This window comes from Rhodoferax sp. RT5P35 (genome assembly GCF_056521385.1).
Window position 1 is genome coordinate 81,315 of record NZ_JBWMAX010000010.1, and the last position, 24,337, is coordinate 105,651.

25 protein-coding genes are annotated in these 24,337 nt (G+C 61.0%); 7 read left to right on the plus strand and 18 right to left on the minus strand.

Annotated elements, in window-relative coordinates:
- The first annotated feature begins 129 nt into the window (after window positions 1–129).
- Window positions 130–495, plus strand: coding sequence for a glutaredoxin (locus AC097L_RS16565; RefSeq protein ID WP_479587633.1), 366 nt, complete (start codon window positions 130–132; stop codon window positions 493–495).
- A gap of 13 nt (window positions 496–508) precedes the next feature.
- On the opposite strand, the gene AC097L_RS16570 is transcribed toward AC097L_RS16565, so the two are convergent.
- Window positions 509–991, minus strand: a complete 483-nt coding sequence (locus AC097L_RS16570; RefSeq protein WP_479587634.1) for a Spy/CpxP family protein refolding chaperone — start codon at window positions 989–991, stop codon at window positions 509–511.
- A 322-nt stretch (window positions 992–1,313) separates the two neighbouring features.
- Here AC097L_RS16570 and AC097L_RS16575 point away from each other — a divergent pair, with 322 nt between their 5' ends.
- Window positions 1,314–2,273 (plus strand): recombination-associated protein RdgC, encoded by a 960-nt coding sequence (locus tag AC097L_RS16575; RefSeq protein WP_479587635.1) that lies wholly within the window; start codon window positions 1,314–1,316, stop codon window positions 2,271–2,273.
- Window positions 2,274–2,338: 65 nt separating this feature from the next.
- On the opposite strand, the gene AC097L_RS16580 is transcribed toward AC097L_RS16575, so the two are convergent.
- The 10 genes from AC097L_RS16580 to AC097L_RS16625 form a co-directional block, all read right to left on the minus strand.
- Entirely contained in the window at window positions 2,339–3,070 is a 732-nt protein-coding gene (locus AC097L_RS16580) for an aspartate/glutamate racemase family protein (protein ID WP_479587636.1), read from the minus strand.
- Between the two features lie 170 nt (window positions 3,071–3,240).
- Window positions 3,241–3,957 carry a GntR family transcriptional regulator gene (locus AC097L_RS16585; protein WP_479587744.1) on the minus strand — a complete coding sequence of 239 codons (717 nt, stop codon included), beginning with the start codon at window positions 3,955–3,957 and terminating at the stop codon, window positions 3,241–3,243.
- Complete coding sequence (locus AC097L_RS16590; RefSeq protein WP_479587637.1) at window positions 3,954–4,826, minus strand: ABC transporter permease; 873 nt, start codon at window positions 4,824–4,826, stop codon at window positions 3,954–3,956. The genes AC097L_RS16585 and AC097L_RS16590 overlap by 4 nt, the downstream gene beginning before the upstream one ends.
- 1 nt (window position 4,827) lies before the next feature.
- Window positions 4,828–5,739, minus strand: coding sequence for an ABC transporter permease (locus tag AC097L_RS16595; RefSeq protein WP_479587638.1), 912 nt, complete (start codon window positions 5,737–5,739; stop codon window positions 4,828–4,830).
- Between the two features lie 242 nt (window positions 5,740–5,981).
- Window positions 5,982–7,265 (minus strand): ABC transporter substrate-binding protein, encoded by a 1,284-nt coding sequence (locus AC097L_RS16600; protein ID WP_479587639.1) that lies wholly within the window; start codon window positions 7,263–7,265, stop codon window positions 5,982–5,984.
- Window positions 7,266–7,320: 55 nt separating this feature from the next.
- Window positions 7,321–8,388 carry an ABC transporter ATP-binding protein gene (locus AC097L_RS16605; protein WP_479587640.1) on the minus strand — a complete coding sequence of 356 codons (1,068 nt, stop codon included), beginning with the start codon at window positions 8,386–8,388 and terminating at the stop codon, window positions 7,321–7,323.
- Window positions 8,389–8,550: 162 nt separating this feature from the next.
- A complete protein-coding gene (locus AC097L_RS16610) occupies window positions 8,551–9,591 on the minus strand; it encodes a CobW family GTP-binding protein (RefSeq protein ID WP_479587641.1) in 1,041 nt (346 codons plus the stop codon).
- Entirely contained in the window at window positions 9,588–9,893 is a 306-nt protein-coding gene (locus tag AC097L_RS16615) for a hypothetical protein (protein WP_479587642.1), read from the minus strand. The genes AC097L_RS16610 and AC097L_RS16615 overlap by 4 nt, the downstream gene beginning before the upstream one ends.
- Before the next feature lie 21 nt (window positions 9,894–9,914).
- Entirely contained in the window at window positions 9,915–10,799 is an 885-nt protein-coding gene (locus AC097L_RS16620; RefSeq protein ID WP_479587643.1) for a polysaccharide deacetylase family protein, read from the minus strand.
- Between the two features lie 216 nt (window positions 10,800–11,015).
- Complete coding sequence (locus AC097L_RS16625) at window positions 11,016–11,660, minus strand: DsbA family oxidoreductase (RefSeq protein WP_479587644.1); 645 nt, start codon at window positions 11,658–11,660, stop codon at window positions 11,016–11,018.
- 867 nt (window positions 11,661–12,527) lie between these two features.
- Between AC097L_RS16625 and AC097L_RS16630 the strand changes: the two genes are divergently transcribed.
- Window positions 12,528–13,793 (plus strand): carbohydrate porin, encoded by a 1,266-nt coding sequence (locus tag AC097L_RS16630; protein WP_479587645.1) that lies wholly within the window; start codon window positions 12,528–12,530, stop codon window positions 13,791–13,793.
- 120 nt (window positions 13,794–13,913) lie between these two features.
- Window positions 13,914–14,747 (plus strand): SHOCT domain-containing protein, encoded by an 834-nt coding sequence (locus AC097L_RS16635; protein ID WP_479587646.1) that lies wholly within the window; start codon window positions 13,914–13,916, stop codon window positions 14,745–14,747.
- Window positions 14,748–14,812: 65 nt separating this feature from the next.
- Here the strand turns inward: AC097L_RS16635 and AC097L_RS16640 are convergent, their stop codons facing one another.
- The 3 genes from AC097L_RS16640 to AC097L_RS16650 all read right to left on the minus strand — a co-directional run bounded on the left by AC097L_RS16640 (window position 14,813) and on the right by AC097L_RS16650 (window position 16,782).
- Window positions 14,813–15,106, minus strand: coding sequence for a YkgJ family cysteine cluster protein (locus AC097L_RS16640; protein ID WP_479587647.1), 294 nt, complete (start codon window positions 15,104–15,106; stop codon window positions 14,813–14,815).
- A 156-nt stretch (window positions 15,107–15,262) separates the two neighbouring features.
- Window positions 15,263–15,841: an NADPH-dependent FMN reductase gene (locus AC097L_RS16645; RefSeq protein ID WP_479587648.1), complete on the minus strand. Its 579-nt coding sequence runs from the start codon at window positions 15,839–15,841 to the stop codon at window positions 15,263–15,265.
- The gene (locus AC097L_RS16650; RefSeq protein ID WP_479587649.1) at window positions 15,838–16,782 is read right to left on the minus strand and encodes a helix-turn-helix domain-containing protein; all 945 of its coding nucleotides are present in this window, start codon (window positions 16,780–16,782) and stop codon (window positions 15,838–15,840) included. Before AC097L_RS16650 ends, AC097L_RS16645 begins: the two co-directional genes overlap by 4 nt.
- 98 nt (window positions 16,783–16,880) lie before the next feature.
- Here AC097L_RS16650 and AC097L_RS16655 point away from each other — a divergent pair, with 98 nt between their 5' ends.
- The 3 genes from AC097L_RS16655 to AC097L_RS16665 all read left to right on the plus strand — a co-directional run bounded on the left by AC097L_RS16655 (window position 16,881) and on the right by AC097L_RS16665 (window position 19,865).
- Entirely contained in the window at window positions 16,881–17,684 is an 804-nt protein-coding gene (locus tag AC097L_RS16655; protein WP_479587650.1) for a ThuA domain-containing protein, read from the plus strand.
- A complete protein-coding gene (locus AC097L_RS16660) occupies window positions 17,681–18,739 on the plus strand; it encodes a Gfo/Idh/MocA family protein (RefSeq protein WP_479587651.1) in 1,059 nt (352 codons plus the stop codon). The genes AC097L_RS16655 and AC097L_RS16660 overlap by 4 nt, the downstream gene beginning before the upstream one ends.
- Before the next feature lie 76 nt (window positions 18,740–18,815).
- Window positions 18,816–19,865, plus strand: a complete 1,050-nt coding sequence (locus tag AC097L_RS16665) for an NAD(P)-dependent alcohol dehydrogenase (RefSeq protein ID WP_479587652.1) — start codon at window positions 18,816–18,818, stop codon at window positions 19,863–19,865.
- Window positions 19,866–20,047: 182 nt separating this feature from the next.
- On the opposite strand, the gene AC097L_RS16670 is transcribed toward AC097L_RS16665, so the two are convergent.
- The 4 genes from AC097L_RS16670 to AC097L_RS16685 form a co-directional block, all read right to left on the minus strand.
- Entirely contained in the window at window positions 20,048–21,049 is a 1,002-nt protein-coding gene (locus AC097L_RS16670; protein ID WP_479587653.1) for a transporter, read from the minus strand.
- 147 nt (window positions 21,050–21,196) lie between these two features.
- Entirely contained in the window at window positions 21,197–22,849 is a 1,653-nt protein-coding gene (locus tag AC097L_RS16675; RefSeq protein WP_479587654.1) for an inorganic phosphate transporter, read from the minus strand.
- Window positions 22,850–22,999: 150 nt separating this feature from the next.
- Window positions 23,000–23,932, minus strand: coding sequence for a DUF808 domain-containing protein (locus tag AC097L_RS16680; RefSeq protein ID WP_479587655.1), 933 nt, complete (start codon window positions 23,930–23,932; stop codon window positions 23,000–23,002).
- Between the two features lie 136 nt (window positions 23,933–24,068).
- Window positions 24,069–24,335 (minus strand): DUF2164 domain-containing protein, encoded by a 267-nt coding sequence (locus AC097L_RS16685; protein ID WP_479587656.1) that lies wholly within the window; start codon window positions 24,333–24,335, stop codon window positions 24,069–24,071.
- Window positions 24,336–24,337: the final 2 nt, after the last annotated feature.

A 24,337-nucleotide genomic window follows, 5' to 3' on the forward strand; every position in this document is an offset into this window, starting at 1 on the left:
TGAACAACTTTCGAAATCTGCCTCATGCTGTGGATAACTGGTGGCTTATGCCAAAACTATCCACAGGCTTTGCAGGCTGCACGCATCCCGGGCTGCGCTATGCTGCGATTTTTATTTGGAGGTGGCCTGATGCCCCGTTCGATCCTGGAAGAAGCCCATATCCATCCTGCCATCCGTGACAAGGTCACGACATCGCAACGCAGCATCGTGCAAGAGGTACAGGCAGCCGTGGCCGCCCATGCGGTAGTGGTGGTAGGCATGCGTACCAACCCGTTTCCGCGCAAGGCCCGCAAGGCGCTGGATGCGGCGCAGGTGCCGCACCATTACCTGGAGTACGGCAGCTACCTGAGCATGTGGCGTGAGCGTGGTGCCCTAAAGATGTGGACCGGCTGGCCCACCTTGCCCATGGTGTTCGTGCGGGGCACGCTAGTGGGCGGCTTCACCGATCTGGAAAAGTTGATCCAGACCGGAGGGCTAGCCGAAATGTTGCGATAGCTTTTCCTGTGTATCAGCCCTTGCGGGCAGGGTCTTCATGCTCGCCAGAGCCGCCGCGCATATGGGGCATGGCGTGCGCGTCAAACACTTTTTGCTGCTCTGGGCTGAGTACCGCGTAGAAGGCCTTGGTGGCATCGGCGCGCTTGTCCATTGCGGCATCGCGCTCGGCCCGCATGGCGCGCATTTTGTCGATGCGTTCGGGCGTGGTCAGCTTCTCGAAGTCCGCTTTGTCGGGCCGTGGGCCTTTGGCGGGCGGCTGCATGCTGGTGGTGAAGGTGGTCCATGCGCCCTCTTGGGCGGCGGTGATTTTCAGCTGCGCCTTCAACGCTGCCTGGCGCTTAAGCATGTGCTCCTGCATCTTGGCCGGGTCGTGCTGGGCCATGCCGGCAGGCGGTGGAGGAGGGGGTTCGGTGGCGGCGGCAAAAGCCATGCCGCCCATGGAGGCCAACAGACCGGCTAAAACGAGACCTTTGAAGGATGTACGGGGGGATGGCATGTGCGAACTCCTGGGTAAACAGTTGGAATATTCGCCTGCTGCCGGGATTGGCGACAGGTTGAAGATGAGTGTGGAGTGGCTTTGTAAAGTCGCCATTGCTCCGCAATAGGCCTTTGTAAAGATGAACACCCCCAGGCTTGCCCACTGCGTGTAGCAGCGCCAACCCCCTTGCAGGGGGCAACACCAGCAGCCTGGCAAAGCCAGTTCTGCGGTGTGTCTGGAAGACGTGCGTTCTGCCCGTTGGCTTCAGGCATGAAAAGAACCTCACCCCTGTAACGGCGACAATCACGGGCTCTTGTGAATCAACGCAGAAAGAATTCCCGTGTTTAAAAATGTGATGGTGTACCGCATTGGCCCTGGCTGGGCCGCTGACCTTTTGGCGATTGAAAATGCGCTGGACAAAGACCGTTTTGTGGAATGTGGCGCGAGCCAGGAAATGTCGGTCGGCTGGACCGAGCCGCGTGGAGCGGCCAACGGCCCGTTGTTGGAATCAATCGGCGGCCAGCTGATTTTGAAGCTGATGTTCGAAAGCAAAGCCGTGCCCAGCTCGGTGATCAAACGCAAATCTGAAGAGCGTCTGGCCCAGATCGAGGCCACCACCGGCCGCAAGCCGGGCAAAAAAGAGCGCAAAGAGATAAGCGAAGACGTGAAGCTGTCGCTGCTGCCCATGGCCTTCACCAAGCGTGGTGCCGTGCTGGTGTGGATCGACCCGGCCGCCCTGGTGCTGGTGGTGGATGCCGGTAGCCAGGGCCGTGCCGACGAGGTGATCACCGCCCTGGTCAAGGCGATTGACGGCTTTGCCGTGCTGCAGATCAACACCAGCCTTTCGCCCGCCACAGCCATGGCCAATTGGCTGACTACGCAGGAGCCACCCGCCGGTTTCAGCATCGACCGCGAGTGCGAACTCAAGGCGGCAGACGAATCCAAGTCGGTCGTCAAATACGCCCGCCACGCGCTGGACATCGACGAAGTGCGCCAGCACGTGGCCGACGGCAAGCTGCCCACCAAGCTGGCCATGACCTGGGAGGGCCGGGTGTCCTTTGTGCTGACGGAGAGCCTGCAGGTCAAAAAAGTGACCTTTCTGGACGGTGTGTTCGACGGCACTTCGACGGAAAAAGAAGACGGCTTCGATGCCGACGCGGCCATCGCCACCGGTGAAATGCGCCAGATGATCCCCGACCTGCTGATAGCCCTGGGCGGTGAGATGGCTCTGGGTGAGGCCGGTACCAAACCCGATGCTGCACCCTTGCAGCCGGTAAACCTAGCCGAATCGCCTTTTTAAGAAAAATAGGGCTCTAACGCATGTACTACCTACGCTAGTAGCTATATAAAAAATAGCAAACCGGTTTACCGTCCCGATAGCGCTGTCAGCGCAGGCGATAGGCCGACCCACGCGCCTGGCAGCTCGGCGTTGGCGGGTACGCCATCACCCCACATCTGCGTCTGGCGGGCACCGGCGAGCACGCTGTCGATCACCGGTACGCGGACTTCGCTTTGGATCTGCGCGGCCATACCCGCCAGGCCTGCACCGCCCAGGATGACAGCTTGCACACTGTGCTGCTCGGCCACCTCGCGGCAGGCGGTGGCCAGCAGGGCGCGGGCCGCAACCGGGTCGGCTGCCAGCTCGGCACCGGTGGCTTCCACCGTGTGGATATGGACCAATTTGTCGCCATAGCCCAGGCTGTGCGCCAGGCGCTGCAGCATGGGCTTCCAGGCCACACCGCCGGTGACCACGGCGAAGCGGCCATGCTGTGCGGCCTCGAAAAATGCCGCTTCGGCCAGGCCGGTAATGGGTGCGGCGCTGCATTCACGCAGCGCCAGCAAACCGGGGTCGCCAAAGCAGCCGATCAGCACCGCGTCGGGCGCAGGGCCGCCGTCTGCCAGCCACGCCGCCCAGGCATCCAGCGTAGCGTGTGCGGCGATGGCGTAGCTGGCTTCGCTGGAGATGTAGCGGGCACCAAAACGTGCCGTAGCCATGTGCACCGCCACATCCGGGCCGCTGGCCTGCAAGATGTGGGTACGCAGCAGCGCCGTCACGCTGTCGCTGGTATTGGGATTGATGACCAGCAGGTGGCGCATAAATCAACGGTTAAAAATCAAAGGATGTTAAGTGTTGCACGGTGCAAATAGACATGGCGGTTTGTGCGCAACATACTGCAGAACCGGCTTCGCCGGGCTGCTGGTATGGCCCCCTGCAAGGGGGTTGGCGCTGCCACACACAGTTGGCAAGCCTGGGGGTATGCAACATTTCAAGCGGCCTTTCCAAACAACGCGATCAGGTCGGGGGAGGTGGTGGCTACCGCACCAAAGTGCACTTGCGCCTCCAGGTGCGCCAGGTGTTCGCGCATCAGGCGGGTGGCGGCTTCCACGTCGCGCAGGCGGATGGCATCCAGCACCGAGCGGTGTTCGCGGCAGCCACAGCCACCGGCCCAGCTGTTCGGGTCGCTTGCGCTGACCGGGCCCCAGGTCATCAAAATCAGCGAGGTGCGCGACACCAGTTCGCGCAGGATGCGACCCAGCGTCTGCTGTCCGGCGCGCTCGGCAATCGTCAGGTGGAAATCGCCCGACATGCGAATGGCATGGCGCATGTCGCCCTTGGCGCGGGCGGCCTCTTCTTCGGCGATGAAATGGGCCAGCACGGCGATGTCGGCCGCGGTGGCAATGGCCATGAAGCGTTCCAGCAGCGGCGGCTCGACCAGGCGGCGGGCTTCAAAGACTTCGCGGGCTTCCTGCTCGGTGGGCTGTGCCACGCAGGCCCCGCGGTTGGGGGTGAGGGTCACGATCTGCTCGTTGGCCAGCCGCACCAGCACCGGCCGGATGCGGGTGCGCGACACGCCAAAGGCAATGCCCAATTTGTCTTCCACCAGCTTGGTGCCAGGATGGAGCCGGTGGTCCAGGATGGCGGAGACGATGCGCTCGTAAATCTCACTGTCGCTGAGCGCGGGAACGGGGGCTGTGGACACTATGAACGGCCTTTTTGTTTGTGTCCCAAGAACTTTACCAGTAGCAAGGTAATGCCCATCACGATGAACGACACCACGGTGGTCACGGTGCCGATGGCGTAGATCGACGGCGTGGTGACGGTGGTGGTCAGGCCTTGCAGCTCCAGCGGCAGGGTGTTGACATCGCCAATCGCCTGCGAGGTGCGGGCAATTTCGTCCCAGCTTAGGGTGAAGCCGAACATGCCAATGCCCACCACCGAGGGCGCAATCAGCGGCAGCACCACGTGCTTGAAGCTCTGCCACGGCGTGGCACCCAGGTCGCGGGCGGCTTCCTCGTAGGCCGGGTTGAAGCGGTTGAAGATGGCAAACATGATCAGCAGGCCAAAGGGCAGGGTCCAGGTGAGGTGTGCGCCCAGCGCCGAGGTGAACAGACCCAGGGCGGTGCCGTAGTTGTCCAGCGTGTCCTGCATGCCCAAATATTCCAGCGCATGCTTGATGCCGCCATCGAGCAGGCGGAACTCCAGCCCGATGCCCAGCGACACGATGATGGACGGCATGATCAGGCTGGCAATCACGATGAAAAACAGGGTATTGCCCCCGGCCAGCTTTTTGCGGAAAGCCAAGCCGGCCAGCACCGAGAACACCACCGTGCAGGCCATCACCGCCAGTCCCAGGCCCAGAGAGCGGCGCAGGGCCGCACCAATGTCCACCACGCCCAGGCCCTCGGCCAGTTTGTGGAACCAGTGCAGCGACAAGCCTTGCAGCGGAAAGGTCAACCCGCCTTCGGGGCCCTGGAAGCTGAGGATGAAAATGACGAACATCGGGCCGTACATGAACAGCACAAAGAACGCGAAAACAAACGCCAAAGGGACAAAACCAGGTGCACGCTTCATGTCATAGCTCCTTACGGATATCGACCAGCCGGGTCAACGCCCAGATGATCATCAGCACGATGGCCAGCAGGATCACCGCGTTGGCGGCGGCCAGGGGGAATTGCAGGTACGAAGTTTGTACCTGGATGATCTTGCCAATTGACGCGATTTGTTGGCCGCCCATCACGCCCACGGTGACGAAGTCGCCCATCACGATGGTGATGACGAAGATGGAGCCAATGATGATGCCGGTACGGCACAACGGCACGATCACGTTCCACAGGGTTTGCCAGCCGGTAGCGCCGCTGTCGTTGGCAGCCTCCAGCAGGCTGCGGTCGATGCGCATCATGCTGTTGAAAATGGGCACGATCATGAACATGGTGTAGAGGTGCACAAAGGCCAGCGTGACCGAAAAGTCAGAGAACAGCAGCCACTCGACCGGCTGGTCGATCAGCCCGGCCCCCACCAGCCCCTGGTTCACCAAGCCATTGCGCCCCAGCAGCGGCACCCAGGAGATCATGCGGATCACGTTGCTGGTCCAGAACGGAATGGTGCACAGCACAAACAGCAGCGTCTGCGTGCCCGAGGACTGGATGTGGAAGGCCAGAAAGTACGACACGGCAAAGCCCAGCACCAGGGTGATCAGCCAGACCATGAAGCAAAATTTGAAGGTGGATAAATACGTCTTCAAGGTGACGCACATCTCACTGGTATTGCCACAGCCGTCAAAAATCGAGATGTAGTTTTTGAAGGTAAAGCCGGGCAGCAACTCATATTCGTTGAAGTCCCAAAAGCTGACCATGATGATCAGCGCCAGCGGCACCAAAAAGAACACCGCAAACACCGCCGTCAAGGGCGTGGCCTGCCACCAGGCGGACAGGCTGCGGCCCGGCGCAGGGGTCGGTTTCGGTGATGGGGCGCTAGGTGTGCTCATGGATGGTGGTCCGCGTTAACTATCAAAATCGTAGCTACTAGCGCACGTGGAACCTGCGCTAGAGGCCGATTTCTTATAAATCGTACCGGGGCGAATAAACCCCCCGGTTTTCCTAAGGCAAGCGCAGCGATGCCCCTTCGCGAACAACCGCGGAACCGGCTTTGCCGGGCCGCTGGTTGTGCCCCCTTACAGGGGGTGGGCGAAGCGCAGCGCAGCCTGGGAGTCGAATTTGTCTACAGCCTTCAGGCTGCGACAAATTCGTTCCACTTTTGCACCATGTAGTTGTTCTCGTCCATCAGCGCGTTCCAGCAGGCGATGCCGCCCATGCGGGTCTCATAGCTGCCGCCGTCGCGGACCGAGCCAGTCTTGGCCAATACATCGCCGTTCGGGCTCTTGATGTCCTGGGTGGCAGGCTTGCCTTCCATCCAGTAGGCCCACTCGTAGGCTTCCATCTTGGACTTGGCGGTGTCCAGCACGGCGCTGTAGTAGCCCTGGCGGTTCAGGTAGGCACCGGCCCAGCCGTCGAGGAACCAGTTGATGAACTCGTAGGCGCCGTCCAGGGTCTTGCCCTTCAGGGTGGCGGGCAGGCCGAAACCGGCAGCCCAGGCGCGGTACCCTTCCTTCAAAGGCTGGAAGGTGCAGGCGATGCCTTTGGTGCGCACGGCGGTGACGGCGGGGCTCCACATCGACTGGATCACCACTTCGCCGGACGACATCAGATTGACGGACTCGTTGAAATCCTTCCACAGCGCGCGGAATTGGCCTTGCTTTTTGGCTTCGATCAGGGTCTTGATGGTCAGGTCAATTTCCTTCTTGGTCATGTTGCCTTTGTCGGGATATTTGTAGATACCCATGGCTTCGACCACCATCGCCGCGTCCATGATGCCGATGCTTGGAATGTTCAAGATCGCGGCCTTGCCCTTGAATTCGGGGTTCAGCAGCTCGGCCCAGGAGGTGATGGGGCGCTTGATCAGGTCGGGGCGGATGCCCAGCGTGTCGGCGTTGTACACGGTGGGGATCAGCGACATGAACTGGGTGGGGGTCTTGGAGAACACTTTGGACTTTTCGCCCTCCAGGAAGATGACCTTTTTGGGAGCCGTGCCCTGGTCGCCCACTTCCTTGCCATTAACCATGCCGGTGGTGAACAGGGTGGTGATCTTGTCGGCGTTCTTGATGCGCTTGACGTCAATACCCTTGAGGTTGCCGGTGGGCACGATCTTCTTGAGCGAGAAGTATTCGGTGTCGATCAAATCGAAGCTGTTGGGCGCGGTGACGGCGCGTTTGGTGACGTCGTCGGTGGTCACGGCCACGTACTGGATGGTGATGCCGGTATCGGCCTTGAATTTTTCGGCAATCGCTTTGTCCTGGTTCACCGCGGTGCCCAGGTAGCGCAAAACCAGGGGTTCGGCAGAGTGCACGGCGGGGAAGATGCCGGTGGCCAAAATGCCGGCCGTGCCTTTGAGCAGCGAGCGGCGCTGCATCGTGGCAGCCAAGGCATGGGTCGTTTCTGGAAGTACGTCGGACATGGTCAAAACTCCTAAGGACAGCGGTTGAAAAGGAAAAAGGGAGCGCCTGAAACCGTCAGGCAGCGGTGAGAACAGGAATACGCTCGCCCAACGGGTGGGCAGCTTCGGCAGCCCAGGCCAGTTGCACGGGCTCGGCGACACGGTAGGGACGGGCAGCAAACTGGGCTTCGGACACCATCACCGAAAACTCGGCGGTGGAGCTGGCGGTTTGCGCCACGCCGGGTTTTTGCAGGCCCAGCAGCACATAGGTGCCCTGGTACTCCACATCGCTGACCACGGCGCGGATGTTGTCGGGGCCATCGGGCAGGGAGGCTTCGGCGGGAATGATTTGCATGTGGTCCGTGCGCACACCGATCTTGCCGCGCGGCGTGTCCAGCACGTTGTGGCCGCCCATGAAGCGCGCCACAAATTCGCTGGCCGGGCGGTTGTAAATCTCGTGCGGGCTACCCACTTGCTCGATCAGCCCGTGGTTCATCACCACCATGGTGTCGGCCAGGGCCATGGCTTCTTCTTGCGAGTGGGTGACGTGGATGAAGGTCAGGCCCAACTCCTTTTGCCAGCGGCGCAGCTCGGCACGCATCTGGATGCGCAAGAACGGGTCGAGGGCCGACAGGGGTTCGTCCAGCAGCAGTACCTTGGGCTGGGTGATCAGCGCCCGGGCCAGGGCCACGCGCTGTTGCTGGCCACCCGACAGTTCGCTGGGCGTGCGGTCGGCCAGGTGGCCCATGGCCACGCGCTCCAGCAGGTCTTTGGCCTTGGCATGGCGCTCGGCCTTGTCCATGCCCTTCATCTTCAGGCTGAAGGCCACGTTGTCCAGCGCGCTCAGGTGCGGAAACAGCGCAAAACTCTGGAACATCATGGCTGTACCACGCGCGGCGGCGGGCAGGTCGGTGATATTGCGGTTTTCCAGCAGGATGTCGCCGCTGCTGACCGACTCGTGTCCGGCCACCATGCGCAGCGTGGTGCTTTTGCCGCAACCCGAAGGCCCCAGCAAACAGCAGTAGCTACCGCTGGCGATACGCAGGTTGATGGTGTCTACTGCCGGCTTGGACGACCCATAGCGCTTGGTCAGCGCGATGATTTCGATGGCCGAAGGGGCGGGGGTGGGGGTGTTTGCGGACATGCCGCTGCCATATGCATAGGCCGTGCCAGCTTTGTGGGCAATTTGCTCCATTTCCGTATACAAAATGGCGCATGCGCTGCAAGACGGCTGCAAAAGCCGGTTTATTTTGGTGCGTGGCGGCCCGGGACAGACCGGTTTCGACCCCGTGCAACACCGTGTTGTTTAAAACTGCGCCAGATACGCCAACAGCGATGCCTCGATGGCCGAGGGCTCCAGCCCGTGAACGATAAAAACCAGGCGCGATTGCCGGTCGTCGTCAGGCCAACGGTCCAAATGGGTGGGCGGATACACCATTTGCTGCACCCCGTGCAAGACCACCGGAGTGTCCGCACCTGCCACATTCAGCAGGCCTTTAACCCGCAGGACTTTGTCGCCGTGGGCATGGAGCAACAGCGATAGCCAGACGCCAAAGACCGTCCAGTTAATGGCCTCGGGCAGGCTCAGCACAAACGACTGGATGCCGCGGTGCATAACGGGTTCGGACGGGTCTTGAGACGCCGTGCGCCCTGCACTTCCTACGGCCAAATACTGGCGCTGGTGTGCAAACTGCAACCAGCGGCAGACTTCCTGGCTCTGGCTGGCAGTGTCAAACACATCGTCTCCCAGCAACTGTGCAGCGCCCAGGTCCACGCTGTCGGCTCTGACGGTGTCTGCGGTGGGGTTGACGGCGTGCAGCTGCTGTACCAGTGCGTCCACCATTTCCGGGGCGGCCAGGTCCAGTTTGGTCAGTACCAGCCTGTCAGCCACGGCAGCTTGTTTAAGGCATTCCGGGTACTGCGCCAGGTTACGGCGGCCGTTGAGCGCATCCACGGTGGTGAGCACGTTGCCCATGCGAAAGTGGTGCTGCAAAACTCGGTCGTACAGGATGGTAGCTACCACCGGTACCGGGTCGGCCAGGCCCGTGGTTTCGATCACCACGCGCATGAACGGCGGCACCAGGCCGCTTTCACGCCGTTCATACAAGCCGCGAAGTGCGCTGGCCAGGTCGCCCCGGATGGTGCAGCAAATGCAGCCGGATGCCAGCAGCACCATGTCGCCGTCAATGCGGTCCACCAGATGGTGGTCGATGCCAATGGCGCCGAACTCATTGATCAGCACCGCACACTGGCTGAACAAGGGGTCGCGCAGCAAACGGTTGAGCAGGCTGGTTTTGCCCGAGCCTAGAAAGCCGGTGAGGATGTTGACCGGGATGGGATTTGTCACCCGGTAGCACCAGGCACCGGCAAAACCAAGGGGTCGATGCCGCGCCCGGTCATGTCCTTCACGGCTTGCCAAATGTGCGGCAGGCTGTCCACCACCTGCTGCTTGCCTGTGGGGCCCAGCACCAGAAAGAAGCGCCCTTGCCAGTCGCTGACGGTCACCCGGGTAGGGCGCAGCACCTGGTTGATCACCCGGATGCGCTGCGCCCGTTCGGCGCGCCGGGTGGGTGCAGAAGCGGTATGGATGCGGCCCGTGCCGCTGCTCCAATGCTCTTCACCGCCCAAAGACCCGCAGATGCCGCACATGTGGCAGCTACCTGGCCTGCATCAGGCTTTGCTGCGGGGGAAGCGCGCCGCAAAGTCGTCGGCCATGGTGTCCATGGTGACAAAACGCACGCCAGGATGCGATTGGATGTACGCAAACAGCCGCTCCAGCATCAGCAGCACCTGCGGCCGGCCCGCCACATCGGGGTGGATGGTGATGGGGAACACGGCGTAGTCGCATTCGCGGTAAACCCAGTCAAACTGGTCGCGCCACATTTGCTCGATGTCGCGCGGGTTCACAAAGCCATGGCTGTTGGGCGATTTTTTGATGAACATCATGGGCGGCAAATCGTCCAGATACCAGTTGGCCGGGATCTCGATCAGGTCGGTCTCGAGCCCACGCTGCAGCGGCACCATCCATTCATGCGGCTTTTTGCCGTAGTCAATCGGGGTCCAACTGTCACCCACCCGCACATAGTAGGGGTGGAAGTCGTTGTGCATCAGCGAGTGGTCGTATTTGATGCCTTTCTTGACCAGCAATTCGTTGGTCACTTTGGAAAACTCCCACCAGGGCGCCACATAGCCCGTGGGGCGGCGGCCAGACAGTTTTTCCACCAGGTCTATGCATTTGTCCAACACGGCTTCTTCTTGCGCGGGGGTCATGGCAATCGGGTTTTCGTGGGAATAGCCGTGGATACCGATCTCGTGCCCGGCATCGGCCACCGCCTGCATTTGCGCCGGAAAAGTCTCGATCGAATGGCCTGGAATGAACCAGGTGGTCTTGATGCCCATGCGCTCAAACAGCTTCAGCAGCCGGGGTGACCCCACTTCGCCCGCAAACAGCCCGCGCGAAATGTCATCGGGTGAATCCTCACCGCCGTAAGAACCTAGCCAGCCCGCTACCGCGTCTACATCCACGCCAAAACCACACAAAATGTCTTTTGCCATTGCGCCTATCTCCTTGCGTTTGCTCTAAACAACGGCCCCTGGGTGGGGCCGGACGAAAAACGGGCCGGCAAAGAATGCTGCCGTCCAGGCTCCTAGGCATAGCCTGTGCCAGGCTAGACGCTAGGCCTTGCTACATTGCGTACAAAAATGCACCTGTAATGTGCACAAAGTTGGCCAGCAAGTGGATTCGGCTCAGGTTTGGTGCAAATGTGCGGGTCAAGCTGCCGCGATTTGCCGCAATGCCTGCTCAAACACTTCAGGCGGCTGGCCGCCGGAGATCAAGTGCCGGTCGTTGATGATGATGGCGGGCACCGAGTGGATCCCTTGACTGGTGTAGAACTGCTCGCGCTCCCGCACGGCATCGGCAAATGCATCTGATTCCAAAATTGCCTGTGCCCGCACCGGGTCCAGCCCCACTTGTTCGGCCACCTGCACCAGCAAGGCATGGTCGCTGGGGTTTTGGCCCAGGGTGAAGTAGGCATCGAATAACGCCTGCTTCAAAGCGTGCTGGCAGCCCTCCAGCTCGGCCCAGTGCAGCAGGCGGTGCGCATCGAAGGTGTTGTAAATACGGTTGCGCTGGCCCAAGTTGAACGTAAAGCCCAACTCGGCCCCGCGGGCGCGGATGTTTTCTTTGGTCGCGGCCGCCTGGGCCGGGGTGGAGCCGTATTTGCGCGCCAGGTGCTCGGTGGTGTCTTCGCCTTCAGGGGCCATCTGGGGGTTGAGTTCAAACGGCTGAAAGTGCAATTCGGCCGTAATGCTGTCGCCCACACGCGCCAGTGCCTGCTCCAGCGACTTCAAACCCACCACACACCAAGGGCAGGACACATCGGAGACGAAATCAATTTTGAGTGGGGTAGCCATATTTTTCCTTGTCTTGAAAAGCTGTGGATAGAGCTGGCATAACCAGGCAGTTATCCACAGGCAACACGATAATTTGAAAGTTGTTCATTTTGGCGTGACACCAGAAAAGCAGGGTCACGCACACCTGGCAACACGGGATAAGCTGTTGATTAGAAAGGATAAAACAGGCTTACCCACAAAAGAGCCGTGTGCTTACTACTACTACTATGTATTAATAGAACCATTAGAAGAATAGTCAAACACAAAGTCCGTCAGGATTTAACGGATTTGTGGTTTGGCCAGCGCAGTTTTAAGCCCCTTTCTTGCGGCAGCAAGAAAGCCGCGGCATCCATTCCATTTCGCATGCCTCCGTGTTCTTGCCAACACAGGCTTTTGCACGGCCTTTATTTCGTCTTTGCCATGTTGTTTTTGTAAATTTTTACCAAAAAAACAACAAATTGGTACAAATACTTAGTTCAACTAAGTAACTTAGTTACTACAGTTGTTTTGTCCTAAAGCGTTCTACAAGCCGCATACAAAGCGAGTCTTGTGAGTGAAAGTGGCAGGGATTTCTGTGGCTGCACACTCAAGCCAGGTTTTGATGAAAATGTAAAAAATGTATTTTTTATAAAATTTATGTAACTAATTTACAAATTCTACAAAGAAATTTACAGAAGTTTTACAGATTCATTCTGAAAGACTTTTTTACGAAAAAGCGGGGGAAAGCTGCGCCTGTTTGTGTGCCGCAAAGGTCAAAAACGGTGGGATGGATACCGCCAAGCCAGGATTTCCAAGATTTCGTGACCGGGATTTGTCCCGGTCAACTTTAGCCACACCCATCCGGGTGTTCAAAGTCATTACCTTAAAAGACCAACGGAGATAACAAAGATGAAGTTCTTTACATTACGTGCCACCGTCGCTGCCGCGTCGTTGTTGGCGGCAGGTGGCCATGCGTTTGCCCAGGCGGCCAACGATGTGCCCGTGGACCCCACACTGGAAAAGCAGATCACCCAGGTGGTCAAGAAGGTCACGGACGCCACCGGTCTGGAATTCACCGGCTACCTGCGCAGCGGTTTTTATTCATCCGGCAATGGCCAGGCCAAAGGCCAGTACCAACTGGGTGGCAGCTTGAGCCACTACCGGCTGGGCAATGAAGGCGACAACTACTTTGAAGTCTTGATCGGCAAAAACTGGGATCTGGGCGGTGGCGTGAAGTGGGGTGTCCATTGGATGCCCAACTACTACAACGGCACCACCGGTACGCCGCAGATCTACTCCGACATCACCGGCCTGAGCTTTGCGCCGAACGTCAGCTTTTGGGCGGGTCAGCGTTTCCACCGTGTGCAGGACATCCACATCATTGACCAATGGCTGATGCAGGATGGTGACAACTACGGTGCGGGCGCCGACGGTATTGATGTGGGTTTTGGCAAGCTGAACCTCGCGGTGTACAGCGATGGCAACTCTGACAACAAAAACACCACCACCAACAATGCCCGCCGTGCCAACTTTCAGTGGCGCGATCTGCCGGTCAACCCCGGTGGCAAGCTGACCCTGACCGGTGGCGTGGTCAACGGTACGTTTGCCCAGGGCTCCAACGGTGGTGCATTGGGCCTGTTGCATAACCAAGCCGACTTCATTGTTCCGGGTCTGACCAATTCCTTCTTCTTGCAAGGATCGACTGGCCATGCGGATATCGATGGCAAGTTCTACAACCTGGACACTGCCGGTGTGCCTGCCCTGGGTGCCAAACAAAGCCGCATCATTGAATCCATTAACTGGCAAAGCGGTGTCTTCGGTGGCCAGGCTTTGGTGAGTTACCAAACCATCAAGCCCGATAACGGCGTAACCACCAAAGATGTCTCCCTGGGTGGACGGGTGTCCTACGGTGTGGCCAAGAACGTCAAGCTCTTGGGTGAACTGGGTCTGACCCAGCGCAAGATTGACGGACAAGACAAACAGAACCTGACCAAGGGTACGTTTGCCGTGGCCTTCTCGCCCAATACCGACTTCTGGACGCGTCCTGAGTTCCGCATCTACGCCACCCGTGCCAACTGGAACGATGCTGCTGCCGCGGCGGCACCCACCGGCGGTGCGCTCTTTGGCCGTACCAAGGCCACTACCGTTGGCGTGCAAGTGGAAGCCTGGTGGTAAGCCCTTAGTTTTCGCGAGAAGCTGAGTCGGGCCCAGGTGCATGCTGTTGGAATCAACGGTGTGCACCTGGGCTTTGTGTGTGTGCTGGGACGTGTGTAAGTCCCGAGTGAAATGGAATCTATGAGAAAAGCCAAGCAATGGATGGCTACGGCGGTCTGCGCCGCCAGCCTGGTGGCTGCGCCCGGTGCCCATGCGGGTCTGTTCGATGGGCTGTTTGGCGGTAGTAAGGCCGGTGATGCCAGTCCGCCAGACCAGCGGACTGTCTGGAACATCCACGACTTCTCCAGCATCCAGCTGGTGGCACGCGAACCCGGTGCCCCCGACAACCGGCATCCGGCAGTGATGGACAGCAGAACCCTGCAGCAATTGCTGGAGTCGGTCCGCATTCCGGGTGCCAGGGGTCCTGTAGAGCTGGTGACGGGCTCCGAGGCCGAGCAACTGGCCGAACCCCTGTCGCAGGCCCTGGCCAGCGCCACGCCGGGCCAGGACGTGTTGCTGGTCAGCAGCGAGCGCCGCGTCCGTAACTCGATCGAACCCCCTACGGCGGTCACTGCCCGCATTTTTGTCAATGCCGAGGGTTTGCAACTGGTGGTGCGCGACGCACGTTTCAATTTTTATGACCACTGGCGCGGTACCGGCGTGACGCCGACTTTCCGCTACGGTTCGCGCAACGGCGCAGGGTCTACGCAGCTGCAAAGCGTGCTGGCGACCAGCCAGCGTGCAGACTGGCTAACGTTCCCGCTCACCGCTGGCATGGCATCTGCCATGGCCCCCACCTTGGTGAAAGCTGCCGCGCCTGCCGCTGCTGCGGCCCCGGCACCCGTTGAGCGCAACGCGGCTTTCTTTGATGCACAAGAATTGCGTCTGCAGAAACTGAAAAGCCTGCGCGAAAAAGACCTGATTACCGACCCGGAATACCAGCAAAAGCGCCAGGAAATACTGAAAGACATGTGAACCTGATTGCTATTTTTTATATAGCTGCTAGTGCAGGTGGAACATGCGCTAGAGGCCTAAAGTTCTCATGAAATGGAACTGGGCTGGGTAGCGATTTCCAGCTGCGTCAGGTAGTGCATGGCGTGCAGGTTGTTACTGCCGCACATGTCTTGCGCGGGCTGCAGCTGGCCGCACACCGCTGGCCGTTCTGGCAGGCCAAAAATGCGGCACAGGTTGGCTGCGTCCAGTTGCACGCAACGCACCCCAGCGGGTTTGCTGATGCCATTCACCACCGGCATGCCGGGGATGGGGGAACTGATGCTGGGGGCAATGCAGCAGGCACCGCAGCCGAGACGGCACTCACGCCCAGGCTTGTCCACTGCGTGTGGCCGCCAATCCCCTTGCAGGGGGTGAACCCTAGAGCCCGGCAAAGCCGGTTCCCTGGGTTCTTTGGATGGGAGTGTTCTATTCATTCACTTGAGTTTGCTATTAATTACGTAGCTACCAGTGAAGTTAATATGTGCGCTAGAGCCTGATTAGGCTTCAAATTTACGGGCTGCCCACAGCACTTGGTCGATGACGGCTTGCACACTGGCGCGGTGCGCTTCTTGTTTCAAACTACCGTCTTCAGCAAACGCGTCAAAAGCCCGGGCCAGCGCGAACTGCTTGGGGGCCACCCAGCATTGCAGATTGGCCATCAGCGGCGACAGGTGGGTTAGCGAGCGCAAACCGCCCAGCCCACCCGGCGACGCACTCAACAGGCCTACCACCTTGCCCGTGAAGGAGCGGAAACCGTCTTTCCATACCGGGTCAGCCTTGATGGGGCTGGAGGCCCAGTCGATGGTGTTTTTCAGCAGCGCGGGGTAGCTGCCGTTGTACTCAGGCGCGCAGATGATCCAGGCCGGGTGTGCGAACATGATTTCCTTCAGGCGCAGCACGTCGGCGGGCGTGCCCTCGGCCTCCAGGTCGGCGTTGTACATGGGGATGTTGAAGTCGGCAAGCTCGATGTGCGTGACCTCGGCACCGGCCGCGGTGGCGATGCGTGCGGTGGCCTGGGCCAGTTGGCGATTGACCGACTGTTTGCGGGTGCTGCCCGCGAAGATGAGTGTTTTCATGGCGCAGATTTCACCACAGCCCGCCCTTGCCGGTAGCCCTTGGGCGTTTGCCCATACTGCGCCCGAAAGCTGTGGATGAAGTAACTGGGATGGGCGTAGCCGCAGGCCCAGGCCACCTCTTTCACCGCCAGCGCGCTCTCGGCCAACAGGCGGGCGGCACGGGCCATGCGCATGCGGTTGATGTAGGCCACCAGGGCTTCCTGCGTCTGTTGGCGGAACAGGTGCGACAAATAGTCTGCGGTGCAGCCGCACTGTTGGGCCAGGCCGCGCACGCTCAGGTCGGCATCGCCCAGCTGGTTTTGCACCAGCACCCGCACCTTGGTGACCCAGGCGGATTCGGGGGCGGTGTGCGGGTCGACATCGGCCAGCGCGCGCAGCACCCCGGCGGTGGCGGCGGCCACCAGGGCGCGGATTTGCAGCGTGGCCCATTCGGGTTGCACGCTTTGGCCCAGCCGGGCCGCATCGGCCAGCCAGTCGTGGATGTGGCGGGCCTGCGGGTGCTGGCGCATTTCCAGGTGGCGGATGCCGGGCTTGCCAGTGTGGATCTCATGGGCAATATGGCAGGTGAGGGCGTGGGCCTCGGCGTAGACCACCAGGTTGGCAAATGGCTGTGCGGGCGCGGCGCGCACCTGCTCGGCATGCAGCAACTGCGGCGGCATCAGCAGCGCCTCGCCGGGGCCCAGGGTCAGCGTGCCATGCGGCAGGCGAAAGTCGGTCCAGCCGCCGGTTTGTAGGAACAATTCGGGGCCGACGTGGAAGTGTCCCTCGCCGCGCTCTACCGGGGCGCCGCCGGGCAGATGCACAACCAGGCTGCCTGCCATGGCACGCTTTAAAAAATCGCCCAGGTGCTGGCGCATGACCACTGCGTCCTGGCTGGCGGATGGAGCCTGTGGGGCGCTGCAGAAGGTGGATTCAGCCGATCCAGGATTTTTGCTATTCATTGCGGATTATTGACAGCAATTGGACGGGTGCAAGAGGTTGGGCGGGCTTAGAGTTTAGGCCGCACAGCCTATTACTACCCCACGCCAGGAGCACCCTAGTGAAAACCCGTATTTCTGTTATTGTTTGGAACGAATTCCGCCACGAACGCGAAAATGCCGCTGTGGGCGCCATCTACCCCGAAGGTCTGCACACCACCATTGCCAACGCCCTGGCCGCCACCCCCGGTCTGAACCCCGGTGCCCTGCCGCTGGACATCAGCACTGCCACGCTGGACGAGGCCGAGCACGGCCTGAGCGAGGCCCGCTTGGCCGCCTGCGATGTCTTGATTTGGTGGGGCCACAAGGTGCACAACCTGGTGGACGACGCGGTGGTCGACCGGGTGCAAAAGCGCGTGCTGGAAGGCATGGGTTTGATCGTGCTGCATTCCGGCCATTTCAGCAAAATCTTCCGCCGTATGATGGGCACCAACTGCTCACTGAAATGGCGCGAGGCGCATGAGAAAGAGCGCCTGTGGGTGGTGGAGCCCTCGCACCCCATCGCGGCCGGTCTGGGCGAGTATTTCGAACTGCCCAACGAAGAGATGTACGGCGAGCGTTTTGACATTCCGCAGCCCGACAGCACGGTGTTCATCTCGTGGTTCGAGGGTGGCGAGGTGTTCCGCTCTGGCTGCTGCTGGGAGCGTGGCCACGGCCGCATCTTCTACTTCCGCCCTGGCCACGAGGCCTACCCCACCTACCACGACAAAAATGTGCAGCGCGTGATCGCCAATGCCGTGCAATGGGCCACACCGCGCGTCAATATCGTGGACGTATGCCCGAACGCTGCGCCGCTGGAAACCATCAGCCCCAAGCTTGGTTTCACCAATGTAGGCATCGTCCAAAGCAACAAGGACCTGGCATGAGCACCAAGCTGCGCGTGGGCGTGATCGGCCTGGGCATGGGCCGCGCCCACATCAAAGGCTGGCAAGAGCACCCGAACGTGGAAGTAGTGGCCCTGGCCGACCCCGATGCGGCGCGGCTGACCCAGGTGGGCGATGAGTTCAGCGTGGCAGGCCGCTACGCCTCTGCCGAAGAAATGCTGGCGACCGAGCGGCTGGACGTGGTCAGCGTTTGCACGCCGAATAAGTTTCACGTGGAACTGACCCTGGCCGCGCTGGCCGCAGGCTGCCACGTGCTGTGCGAAAAGCCCATGGCCATGAACGCGCAAGAAGGCCGCCAGATGCTGGAAGCCGCCAAGGATGCGGGCAAGCGGCTGATGATCAACTTCTCGTACCGCTTCAGCGCCGCATCGCGGGCCTTGAAAGCCCAGGTCGATGCAGGCCTGTTTGGCGACTTCTACTTTGGCCGCAGCGTCTGGCACCGCCGCCGCGGCATGCCCGGTTTTGGCGGCTGGTTTGGCACCAAGGCGCTGGCGGGGGGCGGCCCGCTTATCGACCTGGGTGTGCACCGCTTGGACCTGGCTCTGTGGCTGATGGGCTACCCGCAACCCACCTGGGTGATGGGCAGCACCTACAACCCCATCGCCAGCGACCTGGCCCAGAAGGCCGGCAAGACCTTTGATGTGGAAGACCTGGCTGCTGGGTTCATCCGCTTCGACAACGGCGCTACGCTGGCGCTGGAGGCCTCCTGGGCTGCCAACATCCAGGAAGCCGAGCTCATGGAAACCCGGCTGCTGGGCACCAAGGCCGGGCTGTTGCAAAAGAACCTGGGCGGCGGCTACACCTTCGACGCGCAGGTGTTCACCGAAGTCAACGGCGCGCCGGTAGACATGCATTTGTGCCCCCCCACGGTACAGGCCAAATCCGCTATGTTTGACTACGCCGAAGCCATCCTCACCGGCACGCCGCACCCGGCGGGTGGCGACGAGGGCCTGGTGGTGATGCAGATTCTGGACGCGCTGTACGAGAGTGCGCGCACGGGCAAGCCGGTGCAGATCCACCCTGGCGCTGCCCAATAGCCTTGTTACACGTTGGTCATGGGATCGGCTTAACATCCGCCCCTAACTCGCCACATTCCCCACAGGAGCACCTTCCATGACCACCGCCCACGGCTACGCCGCTACCTCCCCAACCTCCCCCCTGGCCCCCTTCAGCTTTGAACGCCGCGCGCCTGGCGCGCAGGACGTGGCGCTGGACGTTTTGTACTGCGGGGTTTGCCATTCCGACCTGCACACGGCCCGCAATGAGTGGCAGAACACCGTGTACCCCAGCGTACCCGGCCATGAAATCGTGGGCCGCGTCACGGCAGTGGGCGATCTGGTCAGCAAATTCAAGGTGGGCGACCTGGTCGGCATCGGCTGCATGGTCGATAGCTGCCAGCACTGCGCACCCTGTGCCGAAGGCCTGGAGCAGTACTGCGACAACGGCTTTACCGGCACCTACAACGGCCCGGTGTTCCCCAACGGCACCAACACCTATGGCGGCTATTCCAACCACATGGTGGTACGCGAATCCTTCGTGCTGCGCATCTCCCACGGACTGGACGACCTGGCCGCCGTAGCCCCGCTGCTGTGCGCGGGCATCACCACCTATTCGCCGTTGCGCCAGTGGAAAGTCGGCCCCGGCCAGAAGGTCGGCATTGTTGGTCTGGGCGGACTTGGCCACATGGGCGTGAAGATCGCTGCCGCCATGGGCGCGCATGTGGTGTTGTTCACCACCTCCGAGAGCAAGCGGGCAGACGCGCTGCGCCTGGGTGCCAAGGAAGTTGTGGTGTCCAAGAACGCCGACGAGATGGCCGCCCACGCCAACAGCTTTGACTTCATCCTCAACACCGTGGCCGCTGCGCACAATCTGGATGCCTTCCTGGGCCTGCTCAAGCTGGACGGCACCATGACCCTGGTCGGTGCGCCAGAAACCCCGCATCCGTCTCCCAATGTGTTTGGCCTGATCTTCAAGCGCCGCCGCCTGGCGGGTTCGCTGATTGGCGGCATTGCAGAGACCCAGGAGATGCTGGACTTCTGCGCCCAGCACGGCATCGTATCGGACATCGAAACCATCCCCATGGACCAGATCGAAACCGCCTACACCCGCATGCTGAAAAGCGATGTGAAGTACCGCTTCGTGATCGACATGGCAAGTCTGTAGCGTACCCCCAGGCTACAGCGCAAGCGCTTTTCGCCAACCCCCTTGCAGGGGGCGATGCCAGTGGCCCGGCAAAGCCGGTTCCACGGCATCTCTGGAAGCTGTGCTTTTGGTTGGTTCATACCTTTTTGGGCTGCCAGCCCTTATAAAACCTGTGCTGACAGCTATCAAAAATATAGTACGGACTACTTTCTTCTGTAAACGTACAGCCCGGCCAGCGCGGTAAATACCACGATGACCGCCACCACCACGAAGAAGCCGTGCTGGTGGTCTGCCAGGGGGATGCCGCCGACATTCATGCCCAGCAGCCCGGCCACGATGTTGATCGGCAGGGCCAGCACGGTGACCACGGTCAGGGTGAAGACGCTCTGGTTGGTCTGCTCACTCACCTGGGCGGCAATTTCTTCCTGCAGCAGCTTGATGCGTTCTTTCAGCTCCGACATGTCGCGGATAGTCAGCGAGAACTCTTCGGTGGCCTGGCGCAGCGCTTCCAGGTCGTGCTCGCTGATCCACGGCGGCGGCAGGCGCAGCAGCCGAAACAACGCCCCCGGCTCGGGCGCCAGCAGGCGCTGCAGGCGCACCAGCAAGCGACGCAGCTTGCCCAGGTCGGCGCGGCGGTTGTGCAGGCGGCCGACCAGAAATTTGTCTTCAATGGCATCCACCTGCACCGTGGTTTCGCGCACGATGCGCACCAGCACGTCGCCTTGCTCCATCAGCAACTGGTTCAAAAATGCTACTGACGAGGCCAGCGGCTTGCCGTGCTTGACGGCATCGCGCATGCGGTCGATGGAGCGCAGCGGGTGCGAGCGGGCGCTGAGGGCCATGTGCGGGCCCACATTGAGCCACAGGCTGGCGATCTCGGCCGGGTCGAAGGCGAATTCAAACGCCACGTCGTTAACCACCGCGATCAGCGTGTCGTGCGCGTCCTCGATGCGGGTGGAGCGCGAGCCGGCGTGCAGCGCCTCGAAGAACTCGGGCACGGCATCCAGGTGCTTGCGGATGCAGGCCTCGGCCGCCGCGTCGCTCAGGTTGAAGTGCAGCCACACGAAATCCGCCGGGCCCTTGGGCGCATCGCTGAGCAGCCAGGCTGCCGCTTCGGCCAGGTCCACTGGCACGCCGGGCGCACCATTTTCAAACCGGTAGCCGCAGAGCAGGCCGGTTTTGTCTGCACCGTAGGTGATTTGCACTTTGGTCGCTTCTAAAAATTCAGATTTTCGGGATGAAGTGCTAGGCGCTCGGAGCGCAGGACACCGGAATGCACTTCAGTGCATGAGGATTCCGAGCACCGCGCAACAACGCAATTCGCCCGAAAAATGGATTGATAAAAGTGACCATTAGAAAATGTGCGAGAACAGCCAGTACAGCGAGCCTGAGAGCAGGATCGACACCGGCAACGTCAGCACCCAGGCCATCAGCAGGTTGCGGATGGTGGACATCTGCAGGCCGGATTTGTTGGCCGCCATGGTGCCCGCCACACCGGACGACAGCACGTGCGTGGTCGATACCGGCAGGCCGTACATGTCGGCCGCGCCAATGGTGACCATGGCCACCAGCTCGGCGGACGCGCCCTGGGCGTAGGTCAGATGGGTTTTGCCGATCTTCTCGCCCACAGTGACCACGATGCGCTTCCAGCCCACCATGGTGCCCAGGCCCAGTGCAATCGCTACGGCCACCTTGACCCACAGCGGAATGAACTTGGTGGCATCGTCGATCTTGCCCTTGAAGGCCTTCAGGTTGGCCTTGCTGTCGGCATCCAGCGGGGCATCGGGGTTCTTGTCGAGGATGCGGATGGCTTCAGACGTGAGGTACATGTCGTTGCGCATATTGGTGACTGACGTGGCGGGCACCTTGGCCAGTGAGCCGTACTGTTTCACCTGGGTGCCGATGTCGTCCACCAGCACGGTCAGCGCGGGTACCACGGTGGGTGTCAGCTCTTTGGTACGCAGGTAGGTGGTCAATGTTTCACGTGGATCATTCGGTGCCGCGATGCTGCTGGTGTTGCCAGAATTACGCAAGGACTGCTGCGTGACCTGCGCCAAGGCGCTGAACTGCACCACCTGGTCCACCGGCATGGCGCGGTTCAGGGCGTAGGCCATGGGCACGGTGCCCACCAGGATCAGCATGATCAGGCCCATGCCTTTTTGGCCATCGTTGGAGCCGTGGGCAAACGACACGCCGGTGCAGGTCAGCACCAGCAGGGCGCGGATCCACAGGGGCGGCGGCTTGTTGCCCTTGGGTTCTTCGTACAAGGCCTTGTTTTTCACAAAGGCGCGCAGGGCCAGCAGCAGCAGGGCAGCGGCACCAAAGCCCACCAGGGGCGACAGCAGCAGCGAATAGCCAATCTTGGTGGCCTGGGCCCAGTCCACGCCGCTGGTGCCGTCCCGGCCGTGCATCAGCGCGTTGGCAATGCCCACGCCGAGGATGGAGCCGATGAGGGTGTGTGACGAAGAAGAAGGCAGGCCCAGCAGCCAGGTCCCCAGGTTCCAGATGATGGCCGCAATCAGCAGCGCAAACACCATGGCAAAGCCTGCGCCCGAGCCCACGTGCAGGATCAGCTCTACCGGCAGCAGCGAGATGATGCCAAACGCCACCGCGCCACTGGACACCAACACACCCAAAAAGTTGAAAAAGCCCGACCAGATCACTGCCACGTTCGGCGGCATCGAATGGGTGTAGATGACCGTGGCCACGGCGTTGGCGGTGTCGTGGAAGCCGTTCACAAACTCAAACCCCAGCGCAATCAGAAGCGCCACGCCCAGCAGCAGGTAGGGCACCCAGTTGGTGGCGTAGGCCCCGGCTTCCTGCACATCGCTGACCAGGCTGTAGCTGCTGAACAGCAGGCCGATGGCCAGCAAAGCCACAAACACGATGACCGTGATGGGCCCGGTTTTCTGGTCCAGCTTGGGCCGCGAAGACGGGGTGGAGGTGGGGGAGGAGGGCTGCTCCGCAGCGGGCTGCGGTCGGAAAGGCGTGGTCGCAGTGGCCATGTGGCAAAGTCTCCTGGGGTGGATAAATCACCAAGTGTCTTACCGCTAAATGACAGCTGTGTGACAGTCTGCGCCAGGGAAGAATTTATAAAAAATAGACCGCTAGCGCATGTTCTGCATGCGCTGATAGCTACAAATTAAATAGCAAAATCAGTGCGCTTTTTGACCCCGCAAGCGCTGCACCAGCGTCACCCCGGTCAGCACCACCGCACCGGCCACCACCCCGGCAATGCCGTCCAGCAGCGTCGGGGCCACGGTTTGCAACAGGCGGCCCACGCCGGGCAGCGCCGCAGCCCACTGGGTGACGGACTCAATGCCATGGTGCAGGGCGGTCCAGCCGTGCGTCAAAATGCCGCCGCCCACCAAAAACATGGCGGCCGTGCCCACCACCGACAGCGTCTTCATCATCCAGGGCGCAAATGCCAGAATGCCACGGCCCAGGCCACGCTGCCAAGCGCTGGCTTGCTGCGTAAGGTACAGACCGCCATCGTCGAGCTTGACGATGCCCGCCACCAGGCCGTATACGCCCACCGTCATCACCACCGCAATGGTCGAAAGTACGGTGAGCTGGGTGCTGAAGCCGCTGCCCTGCACCGTGCCCAGGGTGATGGCGATGATCTCGGCCGACAGAATGAAGTCGGTGCGCACCGCGCCTTTGATCTTGTCCTGCTCCAGCGCCACCAGGTCCACCGCCGGGTTGGCCACTGCGGCCACCCGCGCGCTGTGCTCCGCGGCCACGGCATCGGCGCTGTGCATGAAAGGGTGGGCCAGCTTCTCGAAGCCTTCAAAACACAGGTAGGCGCCACCCACCATCAGCAGCGGGGTTACCGCCCAGGGGGCCACGGCGCTGATAGCCAGCGCGGCGGGCACCAGGATCAGCTTGTTGCGAAACGAGCCCTTGCACACGGCCCACACCACCGGCAGCTCGCGCTCGGCCCGCACGCCGCTGACCTGCTGTGCGTTCAGCGCCAGGTCGTCGCCCAGCACGCCCGTGGTTTTTTTGGCAGCCACCTTGGTCAGCAGGGTCACATCGTCCAGGATGGAGGCAATATCGTCGATCAGCGCAAGCAGGCTAGAGGCCATGGGGAGTTTTCCAAGCAGGTGCGCCGCACCGTGCGGACGCTATGCGCTGATTGTCGCTGGGCTTAAAACCATATGCAAAATAGGCTTCTAGTGCATATTCTGCCTACGCAAGCAGCTATCAAAATAGGAGTATTGGCTATTTGCGCTGTTTGTCGGCCTTGTGCCAGTAGGTAAACGCGTCCTCGTGCACTTCAATGTCCACCTCCATCACCCGCGCCTGTAGCTGGGCTTGCACATCGGCCACCGCCTGGTTGTAGACCAGCGGGCCGATTTCTTCGAGGAAAAAGCCCAGCAACCCCCCGGCCGCCACGTTGCCAATTTTCTCGTCCATGTGGGTCAAAAAGTAGCGCTCGATGGAGGCGATGGCCTGCTGGCGGGTGTCGGGGTGGATGGTGATGGGCATGG